Here is a 22,552-nt window from a genome sequence, read left to right as displayed (position 1 = left end):
ATCTAACGCGGTTTACATCGATTGCGACGCGTGACAGACCACCCCGCCACGAACTCAGTGGCCCTTGAACTGCGCCACGTTGGTGCTACGAGCCTCAACTTGCGGCTGACCGGCAACCCCCAGACGTTCACCGGTTTTGGCGTCGAACAGCAGCACTTTGGATGGATCAAATTGCAGCGTCAGGGTTTCTCCCGCTTGCGGCGCGACGTCCGGCGCCAAACGGCAGCAAACCTTGGTTTCATTGAGATTGACGAACACCAGGGTGTCCGGACCGGTGGGTTCGGTGACCTGGACTTCAGCACGAATAATCGGCAAGCCGTTCGGCTCGTTCGCTGCCAGAACGATCTGTTCCGGACGCATACCGAGGATCACTTCACGTTCTTCAAGACCCGCATCCTGCATACCCAGCGGCAGCTCGCAACGCGCCTGGCCGCTGTCGAGCAGCGCCACCAGACGGCCTTCCTTGCGCTGCAAACGCAGCGGGATGAAGTTCATCGGCGGCGAGCCAATGAAGCTGGCGACGAACAGGTTGGCCGGATCGTTGTAGATCTGCTTCGGCGTACCGAATTGCTGAATGATCCCGTCCTTCATCACCGCCACTTTGTCGCCCAGGGTCATGGCTTCGATCTGATCGTGGGTGACATAGACCGTGGTGGTTTTCAGGCGCTGGTGCATCAGTTTCATTTCGGTGCGCATCTCGACCCGCAGCTTGGCGTCGAGGTTGGACAGCGGTTCGTCGAACAGATAAATCTTCGGCCGCCGAGCCAGTGCGCGGCCCATGGCCACACGCTGTTGCTGACCACCGGAGAGCTGGCCGGGTTTGCGGCTGAGCAGGTGTTCGATTTGCAGCAGCTTGGCGACGCGGGCCACTTCCTCTTCGATCTCGGCCGCCGGCATTTTGCGGATCTTCAATCCGAAGGCGATGTTGTCGCGCACGCTCATGGTCGGGTACAGCGCGTAGGACTGGAACACCATGGCGATGTCGCGATCCTTGGGGCTCATGCCGCTGATGTCAGCGTCGTCCACCAGAATCGCCCCGCCGCTGATGTTTTCAAGTCCCGCGATGCAGTTCATCAAGGTCGACTTGCCGCAACCGGACGGGCCGACGAGGATCAGGAACTCACCGTCATCGATCTTCAGTTCGATGTTTTTCAGGGTGTCCGGCAAACCGCTGCCGTAAGTCTTGTTAACATTGCGTAATTCGAGAGTTGCCATGTTCTACCCCTTGACCGCGCCAGACGTCAGCCCACGCAGGAAATACTTGCCAGCGAATATGTAAACCAGCAGTGTCGGCAGCCCGGCGATCATCGCCGCCGCCATATCAACGTTGTATTCCTTGACCCCGGTGCTGGTGTTGACCAGGTTGTTCAGGGCCACGGTGATTGGCTGGGCATCGCCACTGGCGAAGACCACACCGAACAGGAAGTCATTCCAGATCTGGGTGAATTGCCAGATCAGGCAGACCATCACGATCGGAATCGACATTGGCAGCAGGATCTTCCCGAAGATGGTGAAGAACCCCGCACCATCGAGCCGCGCCGCTTTCACCAGCGCATCCGGAATGCTCACGTAGTAGTTACGGAAGAACAACGTGGTGAACGCCAGCCCGTAGACGATGTGCACCAGCACCAGGCCCGTGGTGGTATTGGCCAGGCCGAGTTTGCCGACGGTGAACGATGCCGGTAGCAGCACGGTCTGGAACGGCAGGAAGCAACCGAACAACAGCAGGCCGAAGAACAGCTGTGAACCACGGAAGCGCCACATCGACAGCACATAACCATTCATCGCGCCGATGAAGGTCGAGATCAGCACCGCCGGGACCGTGATTTTCACCGAGTTCCAGAAGTAGCCGCCCACGACGTCCCAGGCCTTGATCCAGCCAATGCCGTCGATAACTTGCGGCCAGCTCAGCAGGTTGCCGGTGCGGATGTCTTCCGGGGATTTGAAGCTGGTCAGCAGCATCACCACCAGCGGAATCAGGTACACCGCTGCGGCCAACAATAAGGTCGCGTAGATCGCTATGCGGCTAAAGCTGATGGCAGGTTTGCCAGGCTGATTACTCATGACGTTTGCCTCGCAGTTCGGAGTACAGGTACGGCACCAGAATCGCCAGGATCGCGCCGAGCATCATCATCGCGCTCGCCGAACCGATGCCCATCTGGCCACGGCTGAAGGTGAAGGAATACATGAACATTGCCGGCAGGTCGGAGGAGTAACCCGGACCGCCCGCCGTCATCGCCGCCACCAGGTCGAAGCTCTTGATCGCGATGTGCGCGAGGATCATGAAGGCGCTGAAAAACACCGGACGCAGGCTCGGCAGGACGATCTTCAAATAGATGGTCGGCAAGCTCGCACCATCGACTTGAGCGGCACGGATGATCGATTGATCGACACCGCGCAGGCCGGCCAGGAACATCGCCATGACAAAGCCCGAGGCTTGCCACACAGCGGCGATTACCAGGCAGTAGACCACGCGATCCTGATCCACCAGCCAGTCCAGGCGAAAGCCTTCCCAGCCCCAGTCACGCAGCATCTTGTCCAGCCCCAGGCCTGGGTTGAGCAGCCATTTCCAGGCGGTACCGGTGACGATCATCGACAGCGCCATCGGGTACAGGTAGATGGTGCGTATGAAGCCTTCCTTGCGAATGCGCTGATCCAGCAGCACCGCCAGAAACACGCCGAGCACCAGGCTGATGCCGATGAACATACCGCCGAAGACCGCGAGGTTCTTGCTCGCGACCCACCAGCGGTCGTTTTCCATCAACCGGATGTACTGCTGCAGGCCTACCCACTTGTAGCTCGGCATGAAGCTGGAATTGGTAAAGGACAGAACGAATGTCCATATGATGTAACCGTAAAAGCCAACCAGGACGATCAGCATGCTCGGCGCCAAAACCAGTTTGGGGAGCCAGCGCTGCAGTGCGTCAAACGGTGAGGCTTTGCTGAAAACCGCCACAGAGCTCATCGGGATAATCCAGGTGAAGAGAAGTGAATGCGCACAGTGACCCCTTGTGGGAGCGAGCTTGCTTGCGATGACGCAATAACAGTCAACATCTCTGTTGAATGTCAGTCAGCTATCGCGAGCAAGCTCGCTCCCACAGGGTCACGCGGCGTCAGGGACTACTGGGCGGCTTTGATGGCCGATGCCAATTGGGCGCTGGCCTTGGCCGGGTCAGCGCTCTTGTCGTTCATGAAGTTGGTCACCACATCGAAGATCGCGCCCTGTACCGCCAGGGACGTGGCCATGTTGTGCGCCATGCTCGGTTGCAGGCCGCCGGTCTTCTCGTCAGCCAGGAAATCCTTGGCCGACGCCTGGGCGCAGGAGTCGAAGCCCAACGTGCTCATGTCATTGAGCATGTCGGTGCGAACCGGGATCGAACCTTTGTTGATGCTGAAGACCTTCTGGAAGTCTTTACCCAGCGCGACCTTGGCCAGGTCCTGCTGAGCAGCGATATCGCCGGTGCGATCAGCCTTGAGCTTGAACACCGCGAGGGAGTCGATGTTGTAGGTGAAGGCTTTTTCAGTGCCCGGGAACGGCACGCACTGATAGTCCTTGCCGGCTACCTTTTGGGCGGCGGTCCATTCGCTTTTGGCCCAGTCACCCATCATCTGCATGCCAGCCTTGCCATTGATAACGTCGGCGGCGGCGATGTTCCAGTCACGACCCGCGCGGTTGGGGTCCATGTAACCGGTGAGTTTTTTCAGCTCAGTGAAGGACTTGACCATTTCAGGGCCGGAAAGGGTTTTCTGGTCCAGATCGACCAGGGCTTTCTTGTAACCATCAGCGCCCATGACCGAGAGCACCACGTCTTCAAACACGGTGCTGTCCTGCCAAGGCTGACCGCCGTGGGCCAGGGCAATGAAGCCTGCGGCTTTCAGTTTGTCGCCAGCGGCATAGAACTCTTCGAGGGTGGTCGGGGCTTTTTCGATACCGGCTTTCTTGAAGACGGCCGGGTTGATCCACAGCCAGTTGACCCGGTGGATGTTCACCGGCACAGCGACGTAATCGCCTTCGTACTTGACGGTATTGGCGACCTTGACCGACAGCAGGCTGTCCCAGTTTTCCGCTTTGGAAACGCCTTTCAGGGCGTCGGTGCTGAGCAGGCCAGTGCTGCCCCACTCCTGGATATCCGGGCCTTTGATTTGCGCGACACCCGGCGGGTTACCCGCCACGGCGCGGCTTTTGAGTACGGTCATGGCTGTAGCGCCACCGCCGCCGGCAACTGCACCGTCCTTCCAGGTGAAGCCGTCTTTTTCGACTTGAGCCTTGAGGACATCGACCGCTGCTTTTTCACCGCCAGAAGTCCACCAGTGCACAACTTCCACGGAACCTTTGGATTCGGCAGCAAGGGCGCTGAGGGGAAACAATGAGGCGAGAGAAATGACAGTGGCGAGGCGAGAAATCGCATTCATCTGAAGTACCTTTCTTGTTGTTATGCATGCAAGTCTGGTGCTTGCGCTGCATAGGATTTTAACCAGGGCTTTAGCCTTCGCAGGTAACGAAGGGACGCGTAAATGTCACGACATGGTTACATAGCAACGCTCAGGGATAACTGCGCCAGGGCAGTTGCCATGCTGGGCGCCAGAGGCAGACGGGGCAGCAGAACGGCTTGCCAGGCGTGATAGAGATCGGGTTTGCCGGCCCAGATATCGGCACTGGGTCGATTCTGCGGGTCCAGTTCGTGATGCCAACTACCATTGTCTCGATCGATCAGCCAGGTTTCGCAGAACTCCCAAAACAGCCGATACCAGGTTTCGTAACGAGGCTCACCCGTGCGCTTGAGCAAAGCGCTGGCGGCGGCACTGGCTTCGGCATGTGTCCAGTGCAATCGATGGCGAACCACCGGGCGATTGTCCCAGTCCAGGGTATAGACGATGCCCGGCGCCCCATCGACTGCCCAACCATAACGGCAGGCGCTGTCGAACAAGCCCTGGGCATCCGTCGCCAACCATTGCGGTGTCAGCAGCCCCGCCCGATGACGAGCTGCTTCGAGGTGCAGCACCAGCCGCGCCCATTCGAAACCGTGGCCGGGGGTAGTGCCGTAGGGCCGGAAACCATCGTCGGGTTTGTCCTGGTTGTATTCGCGTAGCGGCTGCCAATGTCGATCGAAATGCTCGATGACCATGAACTCGTTGGCCGCAGCATGGGTATGAATCACCCGCTCGACGATGCGCAACGCGCGGTCCAGCCAGCGACTGTCCTGGGTGACATCCGCCAGGGCCAGAAAAGCCTCGGTTGCATGCATATTGCTGTTGGCGCCGCGATAGGTTTCTTCGTCACTCCAGTCACGATTGAAGGATTCGCGCATGGCGCCCTCCTCTTCGCTCCAGAAGTGCTCGTCGATAATCGTGATCGCATCCCCCAGCAAGGCCTGTGCACCCGGCCGCCCGGCGACAACCGCAGAGCTGGCAGCCAGCGCGACAAAGGCATGCAGGTAGGCGGCTTTGCCCGTGTTGCCGTCGCGGTGGGACGGTGCGGCAAACCAGCCGCCGTGCCTGGCGTCCCGAAGCGGTCCGCTCAGGGCGGCGATACCGTGATCGACCAGTTCGGCAAACCCGGGTATGCCCTGAATGTGCGCCATGGCAAAGCTGTGGGTCATGCGCGCGGTGTTCATGGTTTCGGCTTGGGCATTAGCCGGGAGGCAGCCCTGATAGTCGAGATTGCCAAAGCCTTCGACAACTTTCGCGGCTTTGGCGAATGACAACAGACGCTGGCCTTCGGCGGCGAGCCAGGCGTGGTGGGCAGGCGAATTCAGCCAACAGCTGAACGTTGGAGGAGTGGTGTCCATTGGGTACCTTTTTTTGTTGTTATGACTGACTGGAGTCTAAACAACGCGTGGTACAGCGCAGGTAACGAAGGACCGGCCGAATGTCACCGCTCAGTGACACAAGAGGATCCGCTTTTCGTAGCAACTGGCGAAGCCTGCGTCCGGCTGCGCAGCGGTCGCAAAATGACAAACTACAATACGTCAGGATGATCGGAGATGGCCGGATTACGACTGCTGCGCAGCCGGACGCAGGCTTCGCCAGCTGCTACAAATTACCGGTCAATCCACACTGCGGGGCAAATGCAACGTCACCCGCAACCCACCCTCACGCAGATTCTGCAAGCTCACTTCGCCGCCATGGCTATGAGCGATGTTGCGGGCAATGCCCAGCCCCAGGCCGTAACCCTGCTGCTGACCCGACAGACGAAAGTGCGGCTCGAAGACCTGTTCCAGACGCTGTTCAGGCACCCCCGGCCCCTCATCATCGACATGCAGGATGAACGCGGCGTCATCGTCGTCGATATGCAGATGGGCCTTCTGTCCGTACTTCAACGCGTTGTCGATCAGGTTGCCGATACAGCGCTTGAGCGCTAGCGGTTTGCCAGGATAGGTCGCCAGCGCCCGCCCCTGTTGGGTCACCCGGCCATTGCCGTTGGGACTCAGATAGGGTTCGACCAGGCAATCGAGCACATGGTTGAGGTCCACTGGCTCGATGTTTTCGTGAATATCGGTGTCTTTGACGCATTGCAGCGCGCCTTTGACCAGCAACTCCAACTCATCGAGATCCCGACCGAACTTGGCTTGCAGCTGTTCATCTTCCAGCAGTTCGACCCGCAGCCGCAGACGGGTAATCGGCGTGCGCAAGTCATGGGAAATGGCGCTGAACAACTGGCTGCGCTCGGTCAGGTAGCGACTGATGCGCTCACGCATGGTATTGAAGGCGCGACCGACCTCGACCACTTCGCTGCCACCACCCTCGGCTACCGGCTCGACTTCGGCGCCCAACGACATGTCCCGCGCGGCCCGCGCCAGACGCTTGAGCGGTCGACTTTGCCAGTGCACCAACAGGCCGATGAACAGCAGCAGAAAGCCGCTGGTCAGCAGAATGAACCACACCTGCTGCGAAGGCAGCCCTTGCTCTTCGAGGCTGGTGTAGGGTTCGGGCAACAGTGAGGCGATGTATAGCCATTCGCCCGGGGCCAACTGAATTTGCGTGACCAGCACCGGCGGATTGACCGGTTCCAGGGTCAGCGCGTAATGGGCCCAGGAGCGCGGCAACTCATCGAGTTTCAAACCGCCATTGAATATCCGCAGGTCTTCGGCGCTGACGAATTGCACCGAGATAACCGCATCATTGCCCAAAGACTGGCGCAGCACCTCATCCACCGCCTTGAGCACCGCTAGCTTGCGCGGCGTCGGCGGTAGCACTTCCATACCCAAGGGTTTGTCGTTGAGGGTCACGACGAATCGCGTGCCGCCCATGCTGCGCAACTGGTCGAGCACCAACGGTCGGTAAGCCACCGGCAACGACCGGAAGTAACTGACGCTGGCAGTCATCGAATGCGCCAGGCTGCGGGCGCTGGTGACCAGTCCTTCAAGCTGGGTAGCGCGCAATTGCGAAACCCAGATCACACTCGACAGCGTCTGCGCGAACAGCACCGCCAGTAATGTCAGCAACAACATTCGCCCAAGCAACGAACGTGGCACCGGCACGCGGCGAGCGATTCTGGCGAAGAACTCAGTGACCATTGCTGGCAACCACATTGGCAGCCAATTGATAACCGCTGCCGCGCACCGTGCGAATCAGGCGCGGTGGTTTGTCGGTATCGCGCAAACGCTGGCGCAAGCGACTGACCGCCATGTCGACGATACGGTCCAGCGGCATCAGATCACGGCCGCGGGTGGCGTTGCCGATGGTGTCGCGATCGAGGATTTCCTGCGGGTGATCCAGGAACAGTTTCAGCAAAGCGAAATCGGCACCGGACAAAATCACTTCCTCGCCGTCGGTATGAAACAAGCGGTGGCTGACCATATCCAGTCGCCAGTCATCGAAGGACAAGACTTCACCACCGGAGCGCTCCTGACCGAACTGGGCCCGGCGCAACAAGGCCTTGATCCGCGCCTGCAATTCACGAGGGCTGAAGGGTTTGCCCAGATAGTCGTCGGCGCCCAACTCCAGCCCGATCACCCGGTCGGCTTCGTCGGAACTGGCGGTAAGCATGATGATGGGCACCTGGGACTGACGCGGGTGCTGGCGAATCCAGCGACACAGGCTGAAGCCGTCTTCGTCCGGCAGCATCACATCGAGGATCACCAGGTCACTCGGTGCGTCGTTCAAGGCCTGGCGAAACCCGGCGCCGTCCGGCGTGGTCCGCACCTGAAAGCCGGCGCGGCTGAGGTAGGCGTCCAGCAACTCGCGTATCTCTTGATCGTCATCGACCAACAAAATCGACTTACTGACTGAGCTCACGTGGGTCGTCCTTGTTGTTATGGATGGAGCGGATTATGCCTTATGGATCACAGATCTGGATCGTTCCCACGCTCTGCGTGGGGATGCATCCCGTGACGCTCTGCGTCACATCTCGAAGCGGACGCGGAGCGTCCATGGCGGCATTCCCACGCGGAGCGTGGGAACGATCATCAGGAAACCGCCTGCTCCAGTGCCACGCCGGCACCCGTCAGGCCGGAATATGGCGCTGTCACCAGCCACACCGGAATGCCCTTGAAATAATCGCTCATGCAGCCCTTGTCGGCGAAGCAACGAGCAAAACCACTCTCCAGGAAGAAGTCGGCAAACCGCGGTATCACGCCACCCACGATATACACCCCGCCACGCCCGCCAGTGGTCAACACGTTGTTGCCGGCGACGCGACCGAGCCAGCAGCAGAATTGCTCCAGTACTTCCAGCGCAATCGGATCCCCCGCAAGCCCCGCAGCTGTGATCGCCTCCGGCGTATCGAGGACCGGCTCATGCCCGTCCACCGCGCAAATCGCCCGATAAACCCGCGGCAAGCCGCTGCCGCTCAGCGCGGTCTCGGCGCTGACATGACCGATCTCACTGTAGATGTGTTGCCACAACTGGGTTTCCCGCAGGCTGCTCAACGGTAAGTCGACATGCCCGCCTTCGCCTGGCAACGCAGCCCAGCGGCCTACGCCAAGGTCTAGCAAGGTACCGACCCCGAGCCCTGTGCCCGGCCCGATCACCACCGCCGGACGCAACGGTTCGGGAGTCCCTTCGCAAACCACCCGATATTCACCCGGTTGCAGGCGGGTCATGCCCAGCGCCATGGCCGAGAAGTCATTGACCAACAGCAGCTGATCGACCTGCAAGGTCTGGCAGAAGGCTTTACGACTCAACCGCCAGTGGTTGTTGGTAAAGCGAAATTCGTCACCACTCACGGGGCCGGCCACCGACAGGCATACCGATCCGATCGAACCGAGGGGCAAGCCCAGCCCGCTCAAATAGACGCCAATGGCCTCTTCGGGGCTGGTGTGGTCCGCCGTCGCCAGCACCTGGATCGACTCCAGTTGCTGGTCTTTCCACAACGCAAAACGTGCATTGGTTCCGCCAATGTCACCGACCAGCGCTAGCTTCACTTCAGGGTCTCCAGTGCAGAGGTAAAGGCGCTGGCGCCCTGCTCTGCCGAGCTGAAGGCCATGCGCATGAAACCGAACAATTCACGACCGCAACCAATGCCGTTATCCAGCAGACCTTTGGCCGGCTCACGTGCCTCAAATTCATCGGTGTCTACCATAAGCTGCAAGGTACCATTGACGCCATCGACACGAATGATGTCGCCGTCGAGCACTCGCGCCAGCGCGCCACCGACAAAGGCTTCGGGGCTGACGTGGATCGCCGCCGGGATCTTTCCGGAAGCACCGGACATACGCCCGTCGGTGACCAGCGCAACCTTGAAGCCACGGTCCTGCAGAACACCGAGGAACGGGGTCATTTTGTGCAGTTCCGGCATACCGTTGGAACGCGGCCCCTGGAAGCGCATCACCGCGACAAAATCTTTCTCCAGCAGACCTGCCTTGAAGGCATCGGCCAGGTCCTGCTGATCCTGGAACACCATCGCCGGTGCTTCGACGATCTGGTGCTCTGGCGCAACCGCCGAGACCTTCATCACGCCACGGCCGAGGTTGCCTTCCATCACCCGCAAACCGCCCTCTGGCGAGAACGCGCGAGCCACCGGCCGCAGGATGTTTTCATCGAGGCTTTCGATCGGACCTTCACGCCACACCAGTTCACCGTTCTCCAGGAACGGCTCCTGGGTGTAGCGGCTCAGGCCATGGCCGGCCACAGTGTTGACGTTTTCGTGGAGCAAACCGGCTTCCAGCAGTTCGCGGATCAGGAACGACATTCCGCCCGCGGCCTGGAAGTGGTTGATGTCGGCTTTGCCATTGGGGTAGACGTGGGACAGGGTCGGCACCACCTCGGAGAGGTCGGCCATGTCCTGCCAGGTCAATTGAATGCCCGCCGCCATGGCGATGGCCGGCATGTGCAGCGTGTGGTTGGTCGAGCCGCCAGTGGCGTGCAGTGCCACGATGGAGTTGACCAGCGAACGTTCGTCGACGATCTCGCCCAGCGGCGTGAAGTTACCGCTTTGTTTGGTCAGACGGGTGATCTGGTGCGCGGCTTCGCGGGTCAAGGCATCACGCAGCGGGGTGTTCGGGTTGACGAAGGATGCGCCCGGCAAGTGCAGACCCATGACTTCCATCAGCAACTGGTTGGTGTTGGCGGTGCCGTAGAAGGTGCAGGTGCCAGGGCTGTGGTAGGACTTCATCTCCGATTCCAGCAGCTCTTCGCGGCTGCACTTGCCTTCGGCGTAGCGCTGGCGGACGTCGGCTTTTTCCTTGTTGGAAATCCCCGAGACCATCGGCCCGCCCGGGACAAAAATCGTCGGCAAGTGACCGAAGCGCAGCGCGCCCATCATCAGGCCGGGAACGATCTTGTCGCAGATACCGAGCATTATCGCCGCGTCGAACATGTTGTGGGACAGCGCCACGGCAGTCGACATCGCGATCACTTCGCGGCTGGCAATGCCCAGCTCCATGCCCGGTTCACCCTGGGTCACGCCATCACACATGGCCGGTACGCCACCGGCGAACTGGCCGACCGAGCCGATCTCGCGCAACGCGTGTTTGATCTGTTCCGGGTAGTGCTCGTACGGCTGATGCGCCGAGAGCATGTCGTTATATGACGAAACTATTGCCACGTTGGCGGCGTTCATCATCCGCAGAGTGTTTTTGTCTTCAGTGCCGCAACCCGCCACGCCGTGGGCGAAGTTGGCACATTGCAGTCTGGCGCGTTGCGGGCCATCGCTGGCGGCACCGCGAATCAAGGCCAGGTAAGCCTCGCGAGTAGCGCGACTGCGGGAAATAAGCCGTTCGGTGACCTCAAGAACGCGGGGATGCATATGTAGAACTCCAGGCTAACGGATGTGGCGACCTGATTGTCTATGCTGATTGAAGGTGTCTGCGCTTGGCATTGCAGACGTGCTTTTCAAGCATTCGGACCAGTTGATTCAGGCCACTCGTTGTAGATAAAACAAAATATTGCCACTAAAAAGGCTTGTTTTCTATTTTTTTACGAATAATCTTGTAATTCCAACAACAAAATTACAGCAGGCGCTTTTCAAATGACTCTACGAATTGCAATCAATGGTTTTGGCCGTATTGGCCGTAACGTCCTGCGAGCACTTTATACCCAAGGCTATCGTCAGGATCTGCAGATCGTCGCCATCAACGATCTGGGGGACAGCGCGATGAACGCGCACCTGCTCAAGTACGACACCGTCCACGGCACCTTTGATGCCGATGTGCAGCACGATCAGGAAAGCCTGACCGTCAACGGTGACCGTATCGCGGTCAGCGCCATCCGCAACCCGGCCGAACTGCCATGGGCTGCCGAGAAGATCGACGTGGTCTTCGAATGCACCGGCCTGTTCACCGACCGCGCCAAAGCTGCTGCCCATATTACTGCCGGCGCACGCAAAGTGATTATCTCGGCACCGGCCAAAGGCGCCGACGCCACCGTTGTCTACGGGGTCAACCACGACATTCTGCGCCAATCGCACCAGATCATTTCCAACGCGTCGTGCACCACCAACTGCCTGGCCCCCGTGGCCCAGGTGCTGCACCGCGAGCTGGGCATCGAAAGCGGTTTGATGACCACCATCCACGCCTACACCAATGACCAGCACCTCACCGACGTCTACCACGTCGACCCGTACCGTGCCCGTTCGGCCACACAGAACATGATCCCGAGCAAGACCGGCGCCGCCGAAGCGGTGGGCCTGGTGCTGCCGGAGCTGGCGGGCAAACTGACCGGCATGTCGGTGCGCGTACCGGTGATCAACGTGTCGCTGGTGGACCTGACCGTGCAGCTCAAACGCGAAGCGACAGCCGATGAGGTCAACGCGCTGCTCAAAGACGCCAGCCAGCATTCGAAGATCCTCGGTTACAACACCCTGCCGCTGGTCTCCAGCGACTTCAACCACAATCCGCTGTCGTCAATCTTCGACGCCAACCACACCAAGGTCAGCGGCAAGCTGCTCAAGGTGCTGGCCTGGTACGACAATGAATGGGGCTTCTCCAACCGCATGCTCGATAACTGCCTGGCCCTCTGCAACGCGGAGTAGGTGCTGGCGCAGGCTGCGATCTTTTGATCTTGACGTCCGCATGACCGCTGAAAAAATCGCAGCCTTCGGGCGCTCTGCAACGCCCAATAAAGCGAATCGCCTATGGAACAGCAACCGATGATCGGTATCAGCTTCACCCAGAAAACCATGGCGGCGCGCAAGCGTATCGCCCTGGTCGCCCATGACCACTGCAAGATTTTCCTGTTGGACTGGGCCGAACGGCAAAAGGACAAGCTCGCCCAACACGAACTGGTCGCTACCGGCACCACCGGCCTGCTGCTGAGTAAACGTCTGGGCCTGCCCGTGGAAAGTATGATCAGCGGCCCGTTAGGCGGCGATCAGCAACTCGGTGCACGGATCGCCGAGCAGCGGGTGGATATGCTGGTGTTTTTCTGGGACCCCTTCGAGCCACAACCACACGACCCGGACATCAAGGCGTTGCTGCGGGTTGCGGCGGTCTGGAACATCCCGGTGGCCTGCAATGAATGCAGCGCCGACTACCTGCTCAGCAGTCCGCTGATGGATCAACCGCACTCGTACCGGATTCCCGATTACGAGGCTTACCTGCTGGGCCGTCAGTAACTCTCTCACAAAGTAGTACTTGACCATTCGCGCAGATGATAAGCATTATCATTAACTGCAAAATGGATCAGGTCCTACCGTGAGTCAATCGCGCTTCAACCACGTCTTCCTCGCTCAGCGAGTCTCTCTGCTGCGCACGCTGGAGCGGATGGTCAACAACCACAGCACCGCCGAAGACCTCTTGCAGGAAACCTACCTGCGCGTGACCCGCGCCTTGAGCGAACGGGCGATCGACCATCTGGAACCCTTCGTTTTTCAGACCGCCCGCAACCTTGCTCTGGATCATCTGCGCTCGCTGCGCATCCAGGCCCGGACCCTGCTTGAGGACGTCCCGCTGGATGTGGTGCAAAGCGTCGCCGCGCCGCTGAGCAGTGCCGAAGATGCCGCCCATGCCGAACAGTTGCTCGAACGCTTGAACATCAGCCTCAGCCAACTCAGCCCGCGCCAGCAGCAGATTTTCATTCTCAGTCGCCTGCACGGACACAGCTACCTGGAAATCGCCGAGAAGCTCGGCGTGTCCCTGAGCACCGTACAAAAAGAACTCAAACTGATCATGGCCATCTGCATCGGCGTCGCCGAACGCTTAAACAGCTGATCGGTCTGCCGGATTACTCTTTAATACAGTATGGGTGTCAGACAAATCAGTTTGTTACCCTTAGCCCTCTTTCCAGATATCCATCCAGTAAAGCAGTCGTGCTGCAGACACCACCAAGGAACGCCCGTGACGGACACCGAACGATTCCGCCCGCCAGCCATGGCGCCGGACACCTCCAGCGACAGTGCCATGGACCAGGCGCTGGATTGGCTGATCGTGCTGGAACGTCCGGGCGAAGAGCAAACCCGGCAGTTCCACGACTGGTTGGCGGCCTCGCCGTTGCACGCCCAGGCCTTTGCCAAAGCCCAAGCCATCTGGGACGGTCCGCAGGTAGCACAGTGCGCTCAAAGCCTGAGCGCACAGCATAAAAAGTCGATCCTCTCGCGCCTGCGCCCGCACTGGAAGCCGCTCGCCACAGCGGCCGTGTTGGTGCTCGGTTTATTCAGTTTCAGCAACCTGCCACTGCGTTTGCAGGCCGATCATCTGACCGTGGTCGGCGAGCGCCAGCGCCTGCAACTGGAGGACGGCTCCCAGGTCCTGCTCAACACCAACTCGGCGTTGTCCAGCACCATCAACGAACAGCAGCGCGTTGCCCGCCTGTTTCAGGGCGAGGCGTTTTTCGACGTGACGGCCAATCGTGGTCAGCCGCTGGAAATCGATGCCGGCCCGGTCAGGGCCAGCGTGCGCGACACCGCATTTGCCGTGCGTTATCTGGACGGAGTGGCCCAGGTCAGGGTTCAGCGCGGTGACGTCGATCTCCAGACGACCCGTGACGACGCGCGAATACGCCTTTCCGCCGGGGACAGCATCCGCATCGGCCCGAACGGTTTTGATCGGCCCGCCAGGCTGGACCTCGACAAGGACCTGGCCTGGGTCCAGGGACGCCTGGTGTTCGAAAACTGCCCGCTGAGCCAGGTGCTGGCTGAACTGCGTCGTTACTACCCGGGCTGGATCATCAACAACAACGCACAGCTTGCCGATGTTGCGGTAACCGGCAACTACCGTCTCGACCAGCCGCTGGAGGTGGTTCGCTCCCTGGCCCACATCACTTCCGCCAGGCTCCAGGAATTCCCGGCACTGGTAATCCTCAACTGATTCGAACTTATTTTTACTCGATAGCCATCGGTAGAACGTCTCGTTATAGCCAATGCAATTGATTCGCATTTTTAATGCTGATCTGCACCTATAAGATTCGTGCGACACGGAGCGCTATCGATGTCCCCTCGCCTCAACAGCCGGTCCCCTTCATCTTCTGCACGCCTGCAAAACGGCACACTGTCCTTGCTCACCGCCGCCATCCTGCTGGCCGGCGCACCAGCCACCCCGGCCATGGCCGCCACCGCAGTCCAACAACCGACCCACAACATGGGCGATTACACTTTCGCCATCGCCCAGCAGCCGCTGGTGTCGGCACTGAACGCCTTTACCGCCGTCACCGGCTGGCAAGTCGGGCTGCCCGCAGAGCTCGCTGAAGGCGTCGCATCGCCTGGCGTGCGCGGTTCACTGGCGCCGGAAAAAGCGCTGGACCGACTGTTGTCGGGCACCAACCTGAGCTATCGCAAGCTCGGTAACAACAACATCGTTCTGGAAAGGCGTACCGGCGGCGCACTGGCCCTGCAACAAGTGACCATCAGTGCCACTCGTCAGGCACAGGACGTGACCACCGTGCCGAGCACCGTCACGGTTCACGACCGTCAGGAGCTGGACCGCCAGAACGTCAACACCATCAAGGAACTGGTGCGCTACGAGCCGGGTGTTTCGGTGGGCGGTGCCGGTCAACGTGGCGGCATTACCGGCTACAACATCCGTGGCATCGATGGCAACCGGATTCTGACCCAGGTCGACGGCGTCGAAGTCCCCAACAGCTTCTTCAACGGCCCCTATGCCAAGACCCAGCGCAACTTCGTCGACCCGGAAATCGTCAAGCGCGTGGAGATACTCCGCGGCCCGGCGTCAGTGCTCTACGGCAGTAACGCCATCGGCGGCGCGGTCAGCTATTTCACCCTCGACCCGGACGACATCATCAAACCCGGCCAGGACTTCGGCGTACGCCTGAAGACCGGCTACAACTCTTCCGACGAGAGCTGGCTGAAGTCCGGCACTTTCGCCGGCCGCGTCGATCAGTTCGATGGCCTGCTGCACTTGAGTCAGCGCGACGGTCATGAAACCGAGTCCTTCGCCAGCAACAACGGCACCGGGCTGGAACGCACCGCTGCCAACCCCGAAGACGTGCACACCACCAACGTGCTGGCGAAACTGGGCTGGAACTACAATGAAGATTCGCGTCTGGGCCTGACCTACGAAAAGTACAAGGACGATCGCGACATCAATCAGAAAAGCGCCGTCGGTGGTCCGTTCAACGCGGGCCAGCCACTGGGTATGTATCGTTCGCGTACCGGTAACGACACCGTTACCCGAGAGCGTTTCGGCCTGGAGAACAACTTCGCTCTCGAGACCACAATGGCCGATCACCTCAAGTGGAGCCTGAACTACCAGATTGCCAAGACCGACCAAAGCACCCTGGAAAACTACTTCCCGTTCAGCCGCAATGTGATGCGCTCGCGCGACACGCTCTTTGAAGAGCAGCAGTGGGTGTTCGACGCACAATTGGACAAGGCATTGAGCATCGGTGAGACCGATCACCTGCTGACCTACGGCACTACCCTCAAGCAGCAGAAAGTCACCGGCTCGCGCAGCGGTAGCGCTACTTGCCTGGTGGTCGGTCGTGGCTGCACGGCCATCGGTGCAATCAGCCCGGCGGATGTATTGAAGAAGTCCAGCGACTTCCCGGACCCGACCATCAACACCTACAGCCTGTTCGCCCAGGATCAAATCAACTGGAACCAGTGGACCTTCCTGCCGGGCCTGCGCTACGACTACACCCAGCTCAAGCCGCACATCACCCAGGAATTTCTCAACACCGTCGCCGCCGATGGCAAAGGCGCCGTGAGTGATGAGAACAAAACCTGGCACCGTGTGTCGCCCAAGTTTGGACTGACCTACGCGCTGACCGATCAGTACACCTGGTACGGTCAATACGCCGAAGGTTTCCGCACCCCGACCGCCAAGGCGTTGTACGGACGCTTCGAGAACACCACCACCGGCTACCGCGTGGCGCCTAACCCTGATCTGCAACCGGAAACAAGCAAAAGCTACGAGACCGGCCTGCGCGGCAACTTTGAATCCGGCTCGTTCGATGTGGCGGTGTTCTACAACCAGTATCGCGACTTCATCAATGAAGACGCCGTCACCCCGGGCTACACCGAGCTGACCTTCCAGAGCAGCAACATCAAGCACGCCACCATCAAGGGCATCGAGGTCAAGGGTCGCCTGCAACTGGATGCCTTTGGCGCACCACAAGGCCTCTACAGCCAGGGCTCGGTGGCCTACGCCCACGGTCGCAACAACGACACCGGCGAGCCAATCAACAGCATCAACCCGCTGACCGGCGTGTTTGGCCTGGGCTACGATCAGGACAACTATGGCGCCTTGCTCAGCTGGACGGTGGTCAAGAAGAAAGATCGCGTCGACAACAGCAACTTCAAGTCGCCTGACGGCGTCAGCACCCAGTTCAAATCGCCTGGCTTCGGCATTCTCGACCTCAGCGCTTTTTACAAGGTCACCGACGAGGTCACCGTCAACGCTGGCCTCTACAATCTGACCGACAAGAAGTACTGGCTGTGGGATGACGTGCGCGGCTTCGACAGCGTCGGCGAAGCCGCCGTGATCAGCCCGGCCAACCTCGACCGCCTGACCCAGCCGGGTCGCAACTTCGCGGTCAACCTGATTTGGGATATCTGATCCGGGGTCCTCACTGCGTCGCTCTTATCCATGACGCAGTGAGGATTTTTTACGCTACCACGTCTCCCCGTTCGTCTAGTTACAAAGCGCCTCTCATTCTCAAGGACATCTTCATGACCAATCAGGATTCAACCCAGCGCCCAAGCCTGCGCTCCCAGCGTCTGAACCAGATCACAAACGAACCTCATGCCCGACTCGACGCGCTGGTCAAAGCACACGCGCCGTTTGAAACCCAAGCCAGCTTCGCCCGTTTCGTCGTCGCCCAGTACCTGTTCCAGTCGGAGCTGGTGGCGCTGTACAAGGACGCTGAACTGATCAGCATCGTCCCGGACCTGCCAGCCCGCTGCCGTGCCGAGCAGGCCAGGGCCGACCTTGCCGATCTCGAGACAGATGTACCGGCATCGGTTGCTGGCGCGGTTAAAAACCCGAGTAAAGCCCAAGCCCTGGGCTGGATCTTCGTTTCCGAGGGTTCGAAACTCGGCGCAGCGTTTTTGATCAAACGTGCCGTCAGCCTGGGCTTGAGCGACACCTTCGGTGCCCGCCACCTGGGCGAACCGGCTGGCGGTCGTGCCGAAGGCTGGAAGAGCTTCATCAAAACCCTCGACGGGCTTGAGTTCAGCGCCGAAGAAGAAGTCGATGTAGAGAAAGGCGCGATCGACGCATTCAACCGCTTCACCGTATTGCTGGAACAGGCGTACGCCACGGCACCCGAACTAGCCTGAACCGGACACGCTTTTGTAGGAGCAGGGGGGGCGCCTAGCCCTTGCCCGCGATGAACGATGACGCAGTCTGTCTGATACACCGCAGCGCATTGATCGCGGGCAAGTCGGATCGCCGCACCGCTCGCTCCTACAGGGTTCGGAGATGTTTCAAAAGAACCGATACAATCAAGCCTATGACCCGCCAATCCCTCCCCACCTCAAAATCCGCCCGCCTCCTCTTTGGCCTGCTGGCCTACGCCAGTCTGGCCTTGGGCCTGATCGCGATCGTCGTGCCAGGTTTGCCGACCACCGAGTTCATCCTGCTGGCCGCCTGGGCTGCGACCAAAAGCTCGCCGCGCCTGAGTGCCTGGCTGGAAAACCATCGGCTGTTCGGGCCGATCCTGAACAACTGGCGCAACGGCAAAATCATCGCCCGTAGAGCCAAGGTCAGCGCCACCCTCAGCATGCTGCTATGCGCCGGGCTAATGCTGGTGATGCTCGACCACGGCTGGCCGATCTACCTGGCCATTGCCGGCATGAGCCTGGGTAATCTGTGGATCTGGTCACGACCGGAAACTGTGCCGCAGACGTCCTGATCCACCGCCCCCTCGCCACAACTTTCGGGGGTAACCCCCGTAGGAGCGAGGCTTGCCCACGATCAACGATGAGCGGATTGGTCTGATACACCGCAACGCCCATTTCGCGGGCAAGCCTCGCGCCTACAGATACCCGCGCAGCTTTTGATCTTTTGATCATTAATCTATGATTCCCCCTCTTCCGGAGGGCCTTTGATGACTGATTTTCTGACGTCCATTCATGCTGCACTTGGCTTGCCGCAACCCCCTGAAACCATCCGTTTCACCTCCCTCGGCGCCCTGCCCTCGGCGTTTGCCGTCACCGATCTGGCTGCTGCCAGCATCGCTGCCGCAGGCCTTGCCGTTGCCGAACTGCTTCGCAGCCAGACCGGCCGCTTGCCCGCGCTGGAAGTCGACCGGCGTCTGGCGTCGTTCTGGTTCGCCACCTCACTGCGTCCAGTCGGCTGGAGCGTCCCGCCACTGTGGGACCCGATAGCCGGTGACTACGCCACCCGCGACGGCTGGATCCGTCTGCACACCAATGCACCGCATCACCGCGCCAGCGCCGAACGCGTCCTGGGCCAGTGCGCTGATCGGGCGGCGATGGCCGCCAAGGTCGAACAATGGGGAAAAACCGAGCTGGAACAAGCGCTCGTCGACGCCGGAGGCTGCGCCGCCGAAATGCGCTCCTGGGCGCAATGGCAAGTGCATCCCCAAGGTGTGGCGGTGAATGCCGAGCCGCTGATCCATTTCGCACCGAGCAGCCGTGAAGCCGCAGAAAAATGGCAAGGTTCGGTGGCGCAACCACTGGCCGGGATCAAGGTATTGGACTTGACCCGCGTGCTCGCAGGCCCGATTGCCAGCCGCTTCCTCGCCGGGCTTGGCGCCGATGTGCTGCGCATCGATCCGCCGGATTGGGATGAGCCCGGTGTTGTACCAGAGGTGACCTTGGGCAAACGTTGTGCCCGACTGAATCTCCATGACAGCGTCGATCGCGCCGTATTCGAAAGTCTATTGGGGAAGGCCGACATCCTCCTCCACGGCTACCGCGCCGACGCACTGGAACGTCTCGGTTACGGGCAGATTGAACGCCAGAACATCGCTCCTGGCCTGATTGATGTCTGCCTCAACGCCTACGGTTGGAGTGGCCCCTGGCAAAACCGCCGGGGTTTCGACAGCCTGGTACAGATGAGCAGCGGAATTGCCGACGCTGGCATGCTCTGGAAAAAGACCGACAGACCCACGCCGTTGCCGGTCCAGGCACTGGACCATGGGACCGGTTACCTGATGGCCGCCAGCGCGATTCGCGCGCTGACAGAACGCTTGAATCATGGCCACGGCAGCTCGGCCCGATTGTCATTGGCGCGCACCGCGAAGTTGTTGGTGGAGCATGGGCCTGGCAACGCGCAAGAGCCTCTGCGGGCAGAAGATGCAGAGGATCAAGGCATGCTGGTCGAGCAGACAACCTGGGGGCCAGCCCATCGCCTGCAAGTGCCGTTGAAGATTACCGGCTCACCATTGCAGTGGGCATCTCCAGCCTGTGAGCCAGGTTCACATCGGGCGAAATGGTGGTGATTTTAAAGTGACTTTCTCGAGCAAGCCCGCTTGTACAGGCACAGCAGCAGTCCGGATCCGAAGGTCAGTGTCGAGGCATTGCAAGGTTTGATTGCCAGGCCAGAGATCCGTTGAACGGCAATCGATGATCAGCTGAGCGACGTCCAAAGATGCTGTGCTGCATAGGCCCGCCACGGCCGCCAGGCTTCGGCTCGCAATAATAGATGTCGGGCCGTGACCGGCTTGCCTTCGAGGGCCGCCAAGGCATTGATCAACCCCACATCGCCCGATGCAAACGCATCGGGCTCGCGCAACTGGCGGATGGCAATGTACTGCGCCGTCCAGTCACCAATACCGGGTAACTCCAGCAATCTCGCCACACTGTCCTGCAGGCTGGCCTTGGGTTCGAATATCTGCGGATCATCCAGCAAGGCCTGCGCGACCCCAGACAACGTCCTGCCACGACTTTTGGGCATCCCCAATGCAGCGAGATCAGCTGCGGCCATGACCGACGGCTCCGGGAAGACATGGGTCAACCCCGGCAGTTTCGGGTTCAGTGCGCGCAGCGGCTCGCCATACTGCGCCACCAGCTTACCTGCCAGTTTAATCGCCGCGCCGATGGTGATCTGCTGGCCCAACACCGCCCGGATCGCCAACTCCAGAGCGTCCCATGCTCCAGGTACGCGCAGCCCCGGGCGAGCGGCCGTCAACCGGCCCATCAACGGGTCACGCGCCAATTGCTGATTGATCATCTGCGGCTCAGCCGCCAAATCAAACATGCGCTGCAATCGCCCCAGAATCTGCGGCATAGAGGCCCGGTCCGCAAAACGCACCGTCACCTCAAGTGCATCTCCCGTCCCCGGTTGCACGCTGAGCGTGCCATGAACACCTTTCAGGCTGATGCTGCGTGAATACGCGCCATCGGCCACGGTCTCCAACCCGGCAATCGACCGTGCAGCGAGGAAACCGAACATCGCCGACCAGTCATACGGCGGCCGGTAAGGCAGAAAAAGTGTCACTTCTTCTGCACTGCAAACATCGCGCTCAGTCACAACGAAAAGATCCTGCTGCCGATCAACGAACCCACTACCAGAGCGATTAACGCGCTGAGTCGAAGCTTTTGCGTCGGCTGGGTCATTTTTACCTCGGCGTTCAAGTGTTTTCAAACGAGCGAAACTACAGCACGTATTCATCCAACTAAATAATCACGGGGTAATAACGTTTATCAGGTAACGCCACAAACCCTGTCTTGCTTAGAACTAATTATTCTATACGCCAGCCATCGCTTTGCAGTTCTGTGGTGTGTTGCTGATAAATCAATCACCCAGCGGAAATCGCTATCAGACAGCGCACATTTGATAAAACGGACTAAGTTCATATTTCCAGGCAGTTGAATCCATTCAGCTTTCATATTAGCCACAGCCTCTGGAAAAGGCTTCCACAGCATCCACTGTCATACCGTTGAAATAACCATAAACCGTTCATAAACAATGAAATGTACCCATGCACCGATCCACCTCAGTTATTGGGTTACTTCGTCCTGCCGTTCAGTACCCCTGGATATTTCTCCCCGATCTTCGGCGAAGGCAACACTGTGGCTGCCGTCATCCGGCCAATATCGCCCTGGAGCAAGCGCAATACCCTATGCACACGATCAAGGCGATCCTGCGTCGCGGTGAAGCCTTGACCGCAGCAGGCAGGCCCCAAAGTCCAGGCTGCCTGCAAGTTCGCCCACAACACTGGCAAAGTCGCGGTGATCGGTTCACTCTCGGACATCGACGCGATCGTCCAGGGCAGGCCGGTACTCACATCAGCACGGCGAAACCCGGGATCAGCGACTACCGAGAAGCTTGCTGCAAGAATTTCGAGGGCAGACCGGCGGTCTGCCCTTTTTCAGCCTTGAAGGAGAGACACCCATGGCCATATTCGAACCCGGGCATTTGCACATCGAGCGCCACGCGCTGCAAAAAGGCGACGTCAGCTATGACCTGTGTATCGACTATGAAGTGGTCCAGGATCCCAAGGAAGGCATAGGCATGCTCTTCACCCTGCACGGGACTGTCGAGGGTAAGGAGCTCAAGGAGTCGTTTTTTCTGCCCAAGGACCAGGCCTTCGATTTTGCTCGCCACGCCACCCATATCGCACAGAAATACGGAATGCCCAAGACCGCCAACATCATCTCGATGCACAAATACTACGACGAGATGTTCGAGGACGTGCGCAAGCAACTCGGTGTCAAATCCGGTGACCCGGTCAAGCCGGAGCATCTGGAGTAAACCTGCTCCGAAATTATCGGCGCAAGGGACATCCACCCCTCACCCTTGGGGAGAGG

The 22,552-nt window shown here is 59.8% G+C and carries 19 protein-coding genes and 2 pseudogenes; 11 read left to right on the top strand and 10 right to left on the bottom strand.

Annotated elements, in window-relative coordinates; genetic code table 11:
- Positions 1–54 precede the first annotated feature (54 nt).
- The 9 genes from AC07W5_RS25295 to edd form a co-directional block, all read right to left on the bottom strand.
- Positions 55–1,215: an ABC transporter ATP-binding protein gene (locus AC07W5_RS25295; protein ID WP_495024529.1), complete on the bottom strand. Its 1,161-nt coding sequence runs from the start codon at positions 1,213–1,215 to the stop codon at positions 55–57.
- A 3-nt stretch (positions 1,216–1,218) separates the two neighbouring features.
- On the bottom strand, positions 1,219–2,064 hold the full coding sequence (locus AC07W5_RS25290) for a carbohydrate ABC transporter permease (RefSeq protein ID WP_494992115.1): 846 nt from the start codon (positions 2,062–2,064) through the stop codon (positions 1,219–1,221).
- On the bottom strand, positions 2,057–2,965 hold the full coding sequence (locus AC07W5_RS25285; RefSeq protein ID WP_123426692.1) for a carbohydrate ABC transporter permease: 909 nt from the start codon (positions 2,963–2,965) through the stop codon (positions 2,057–2,059). The genes AC07W5_RS25290 and AC07W5_RS25285 overlap by 8 nt, the downstream gene beginning before the upstream one ends.
- Positions 2,966–3,120: 155 nt before the next feature.
- Positions 3,121–4,413, bottom strand: a complete 1,293-nt coding sequence (locus AC07W5_RS25280; RefSeq protein WP_495013359.1) for an ABC transporter substrate-binding protein — start codon at positions 4,411–4,413, stop codon at positions 3,121–3,123.
- A gap of 116 nt (positions 4,414–4,529) precedes the next feature.
- A complete protein-coding gene (locus AC07W5_RS25275) occupies positions 4,530–5,789 on the bottom strand; it encodes a D-mannose isomerase (protein ID WP_495024528.1) in 1,260 nt (419 codons plus the stop codon).
- Between the two features lie 258 nt (positions 5,790–6,047).
- On the bottom strand, positions 6,048–7,517 hold the full coding sequence (locus tag AC07W5_RS25270) for an ATP-binding protein (RefSeq protein WP_494992112.1): 1,470 nt from the start codon (positions 7,515–7,517) through the stop codon (positions 6,048–6,050).
- On the bottom strand, positions 7,507–8,238 hold the full coding sequence (locus tag AC07W5_RS25265) for a response regulator (RefSeq protein WP_494992111.1): 732 nt from the start codon (positions 8,236–8,238) through the stop codon (positions 7,507–7,509). The genes AC07W5_RS25270 and AC07W5_RS25265 overlap by 11 nt, the downstream gene beginning before the upstream one ends.
- 170 nt (positions 8,239–8,408) lie before the next feature.
- Positions 8,409–9,365, bottom strand: coding sequence for a glucokinase (locus AC07W5_RS25260; protein WP_494992110.1), 957 nt, complete (start codon positions 9,363–9,365; stop codon positions 8,409–8,411).
- Complete coding sequence (gene edd / locus AC07W5_RS25255; protein ID WP_495024527.1) at positions 9,362–11,188, bottom strand: phosphogluconate dehydratase; 1,827 nt, start codon at positions 11,186–11,188, stop codon at positions 9,362–9,364. Before edd ends, AC07W5_RS25260 begins: the two co-directional genes overlap by 4 nt.
- Before the next feature lie 222 nt (positions 11,189–11,410).
- Here edd and gap point away from each other — a divergent pair, with 222 nt between their 5' ends.
- The 8 genes from gap (at position 11,411) to AC07W5_RS25215 (ending at position 20,241) form a co-directional block, all read left to right on the top strand.
- The gene (gene gap / locus AC07W5_RS25250) at positions 11,411–12,412 is read left to right on the top strand and encodes a type I glyceraldehyde-3-phosphate dehydrogenase (protein WP_494992108.1); all 1,002 of its coding nucleotides are present in this window, start codon (positions 11,411–11,413) and stop codon (positions 12,410–12,412) included.
- 117 nt (positions 12,413–12,529) lie between these two features.
- Entirely contained in the window at positions 12,530–12,994 is a 465-nt protein-coding gene (locus tag AC07W5_RS25245; protein ID WP_494992154.1) for a methylglyoxal synthase, read from the top strand.
- A gap of 79 nt (positions 12,995–13,073) precedes the next feature.
- The gene (locus AC07W5_RS25240; protein ID WP_494992107.1) at positions 13,074–13,589 is read left to right on the top strand and encodes an RNA polymerase sigma factor; all 516 of its coding nucleotides are present in this window, start codon (positions 13,074–13,076) and stop codon (positions 13,587–13,589) included.
- 126 nt (positions 13,590–13,715) lie between these two features.
- Entirely contained in the window at positions 13,716–14,684 is a 969-nt protein-coding gene (locus tag AC07W5_RS25235) for a FecR family protein (protein WP_495024526.1), read from the top strand.
- 120 nt (positions 14,685–14,804) lie between these two features.
- On the top strand, positions 14,805–17,390 hold the full coding sequence (locus tag AC07W5_RS25230; RefSeq protein WP_495024525.1) for a TonB-dependent receptor: 2,586 nt from the start codon (positions 14,805–14,807) through the stop codon (positions 17,388–17,390).
- Positions 17,391–17,503: 113 nt separating this feature from the next.
- Positions 17,504–18,112 (top strand): biliverdin-producing heme oxygenase, encoded by a 609-nt coding sequence (locus tag AC07W5_RS25225; RefSeq protein WP_495024524.1) that lies wholly within the window; start codon positions 17,504–17,506, stop codon positions 18,110–18,112.
- Between the two features lie 173 nt (positions 18,113–18,285).
- Positions 18,286–18,687 (top strand): YbaN family protein, encoded by a 402-nt coding sequence (locus AC07W5_RS25220; protein ID WP_495024523.1) that lies wholly within the window; start codon positions 18,286–18,288, stop codon positions 18,685–18,687.
- A 195-nt stretch (positions 18,688–18,882) separates the two neighbouring features.
- Positions 18,883–20,241, top strand: coding sequence for a CoA transferase (locus AC07W5_RS25215; protein ID WP_495024522.1), 1,359 nt, complete (start codon positions 18,883–18,885; stop codon positions 20,239–20,241).
- Between the two features lie 128 nt (positions 20,242–20,369).
- Here AC07W5_RS25215 and AC07W5_RS25210 read toward each other — a convergent pair whose 3' ends face one another.
- A complete protein-coding gene (locus AC07W5_RS25210; protein WP_495024534.1) occupies positions 20,370–21,239 on the bottom strand; it encodes a DNA-3-methyladenine glycosylase family protein in 870 nt (289 codons plus the stop codon).
- 506 nt (positions 21,240–21,745) lie between these two features.
- On the opposite strand from AC07W5_RS25210, the pseudogene AC07W5_RS25205 reads away from it, so the two are divergent.
- The 3 genes and pseudogenes from AC07W5_RS25205 to AC07W5_RS25195 all read left to right on the top strand — a co-directional run.
- Positions 21,746–21,829: pseudogene (locus AC07W5_RS25205) on the top strand (hypothetical protein); the annotation flags it as partial.
- 90 nt (positions 21,830–21,919) lie between these two features.
- A pseudogene (locus tag AC07W5_RS25200) lies at positions 21,920–22,056 on the top strand (carbamate kinase); the annotation flags it as partial.
- 80 nt (positions 22,057–22,136) lie between these two features.
- Entirely contained in the window at positions 22,137–22,496 is a 360-nt protein-coding gene (locus AC07W5_RS25195; RefSeq protein ID WP_494992101.1) for a DUF5064 family protein, read from the top strand.
- The last annotated feature ends 56 nt before the right edge of the window (positions 22,497–22,552 follow it).

Source organism: Pseudomonas sp. GW821-FHT01E05, from assembly GCF_059422425.1.
Note: the sequence above shows the minus strand (reverse complement) of the source record. Positions and strands in the feature narration are given on the sequence as shown.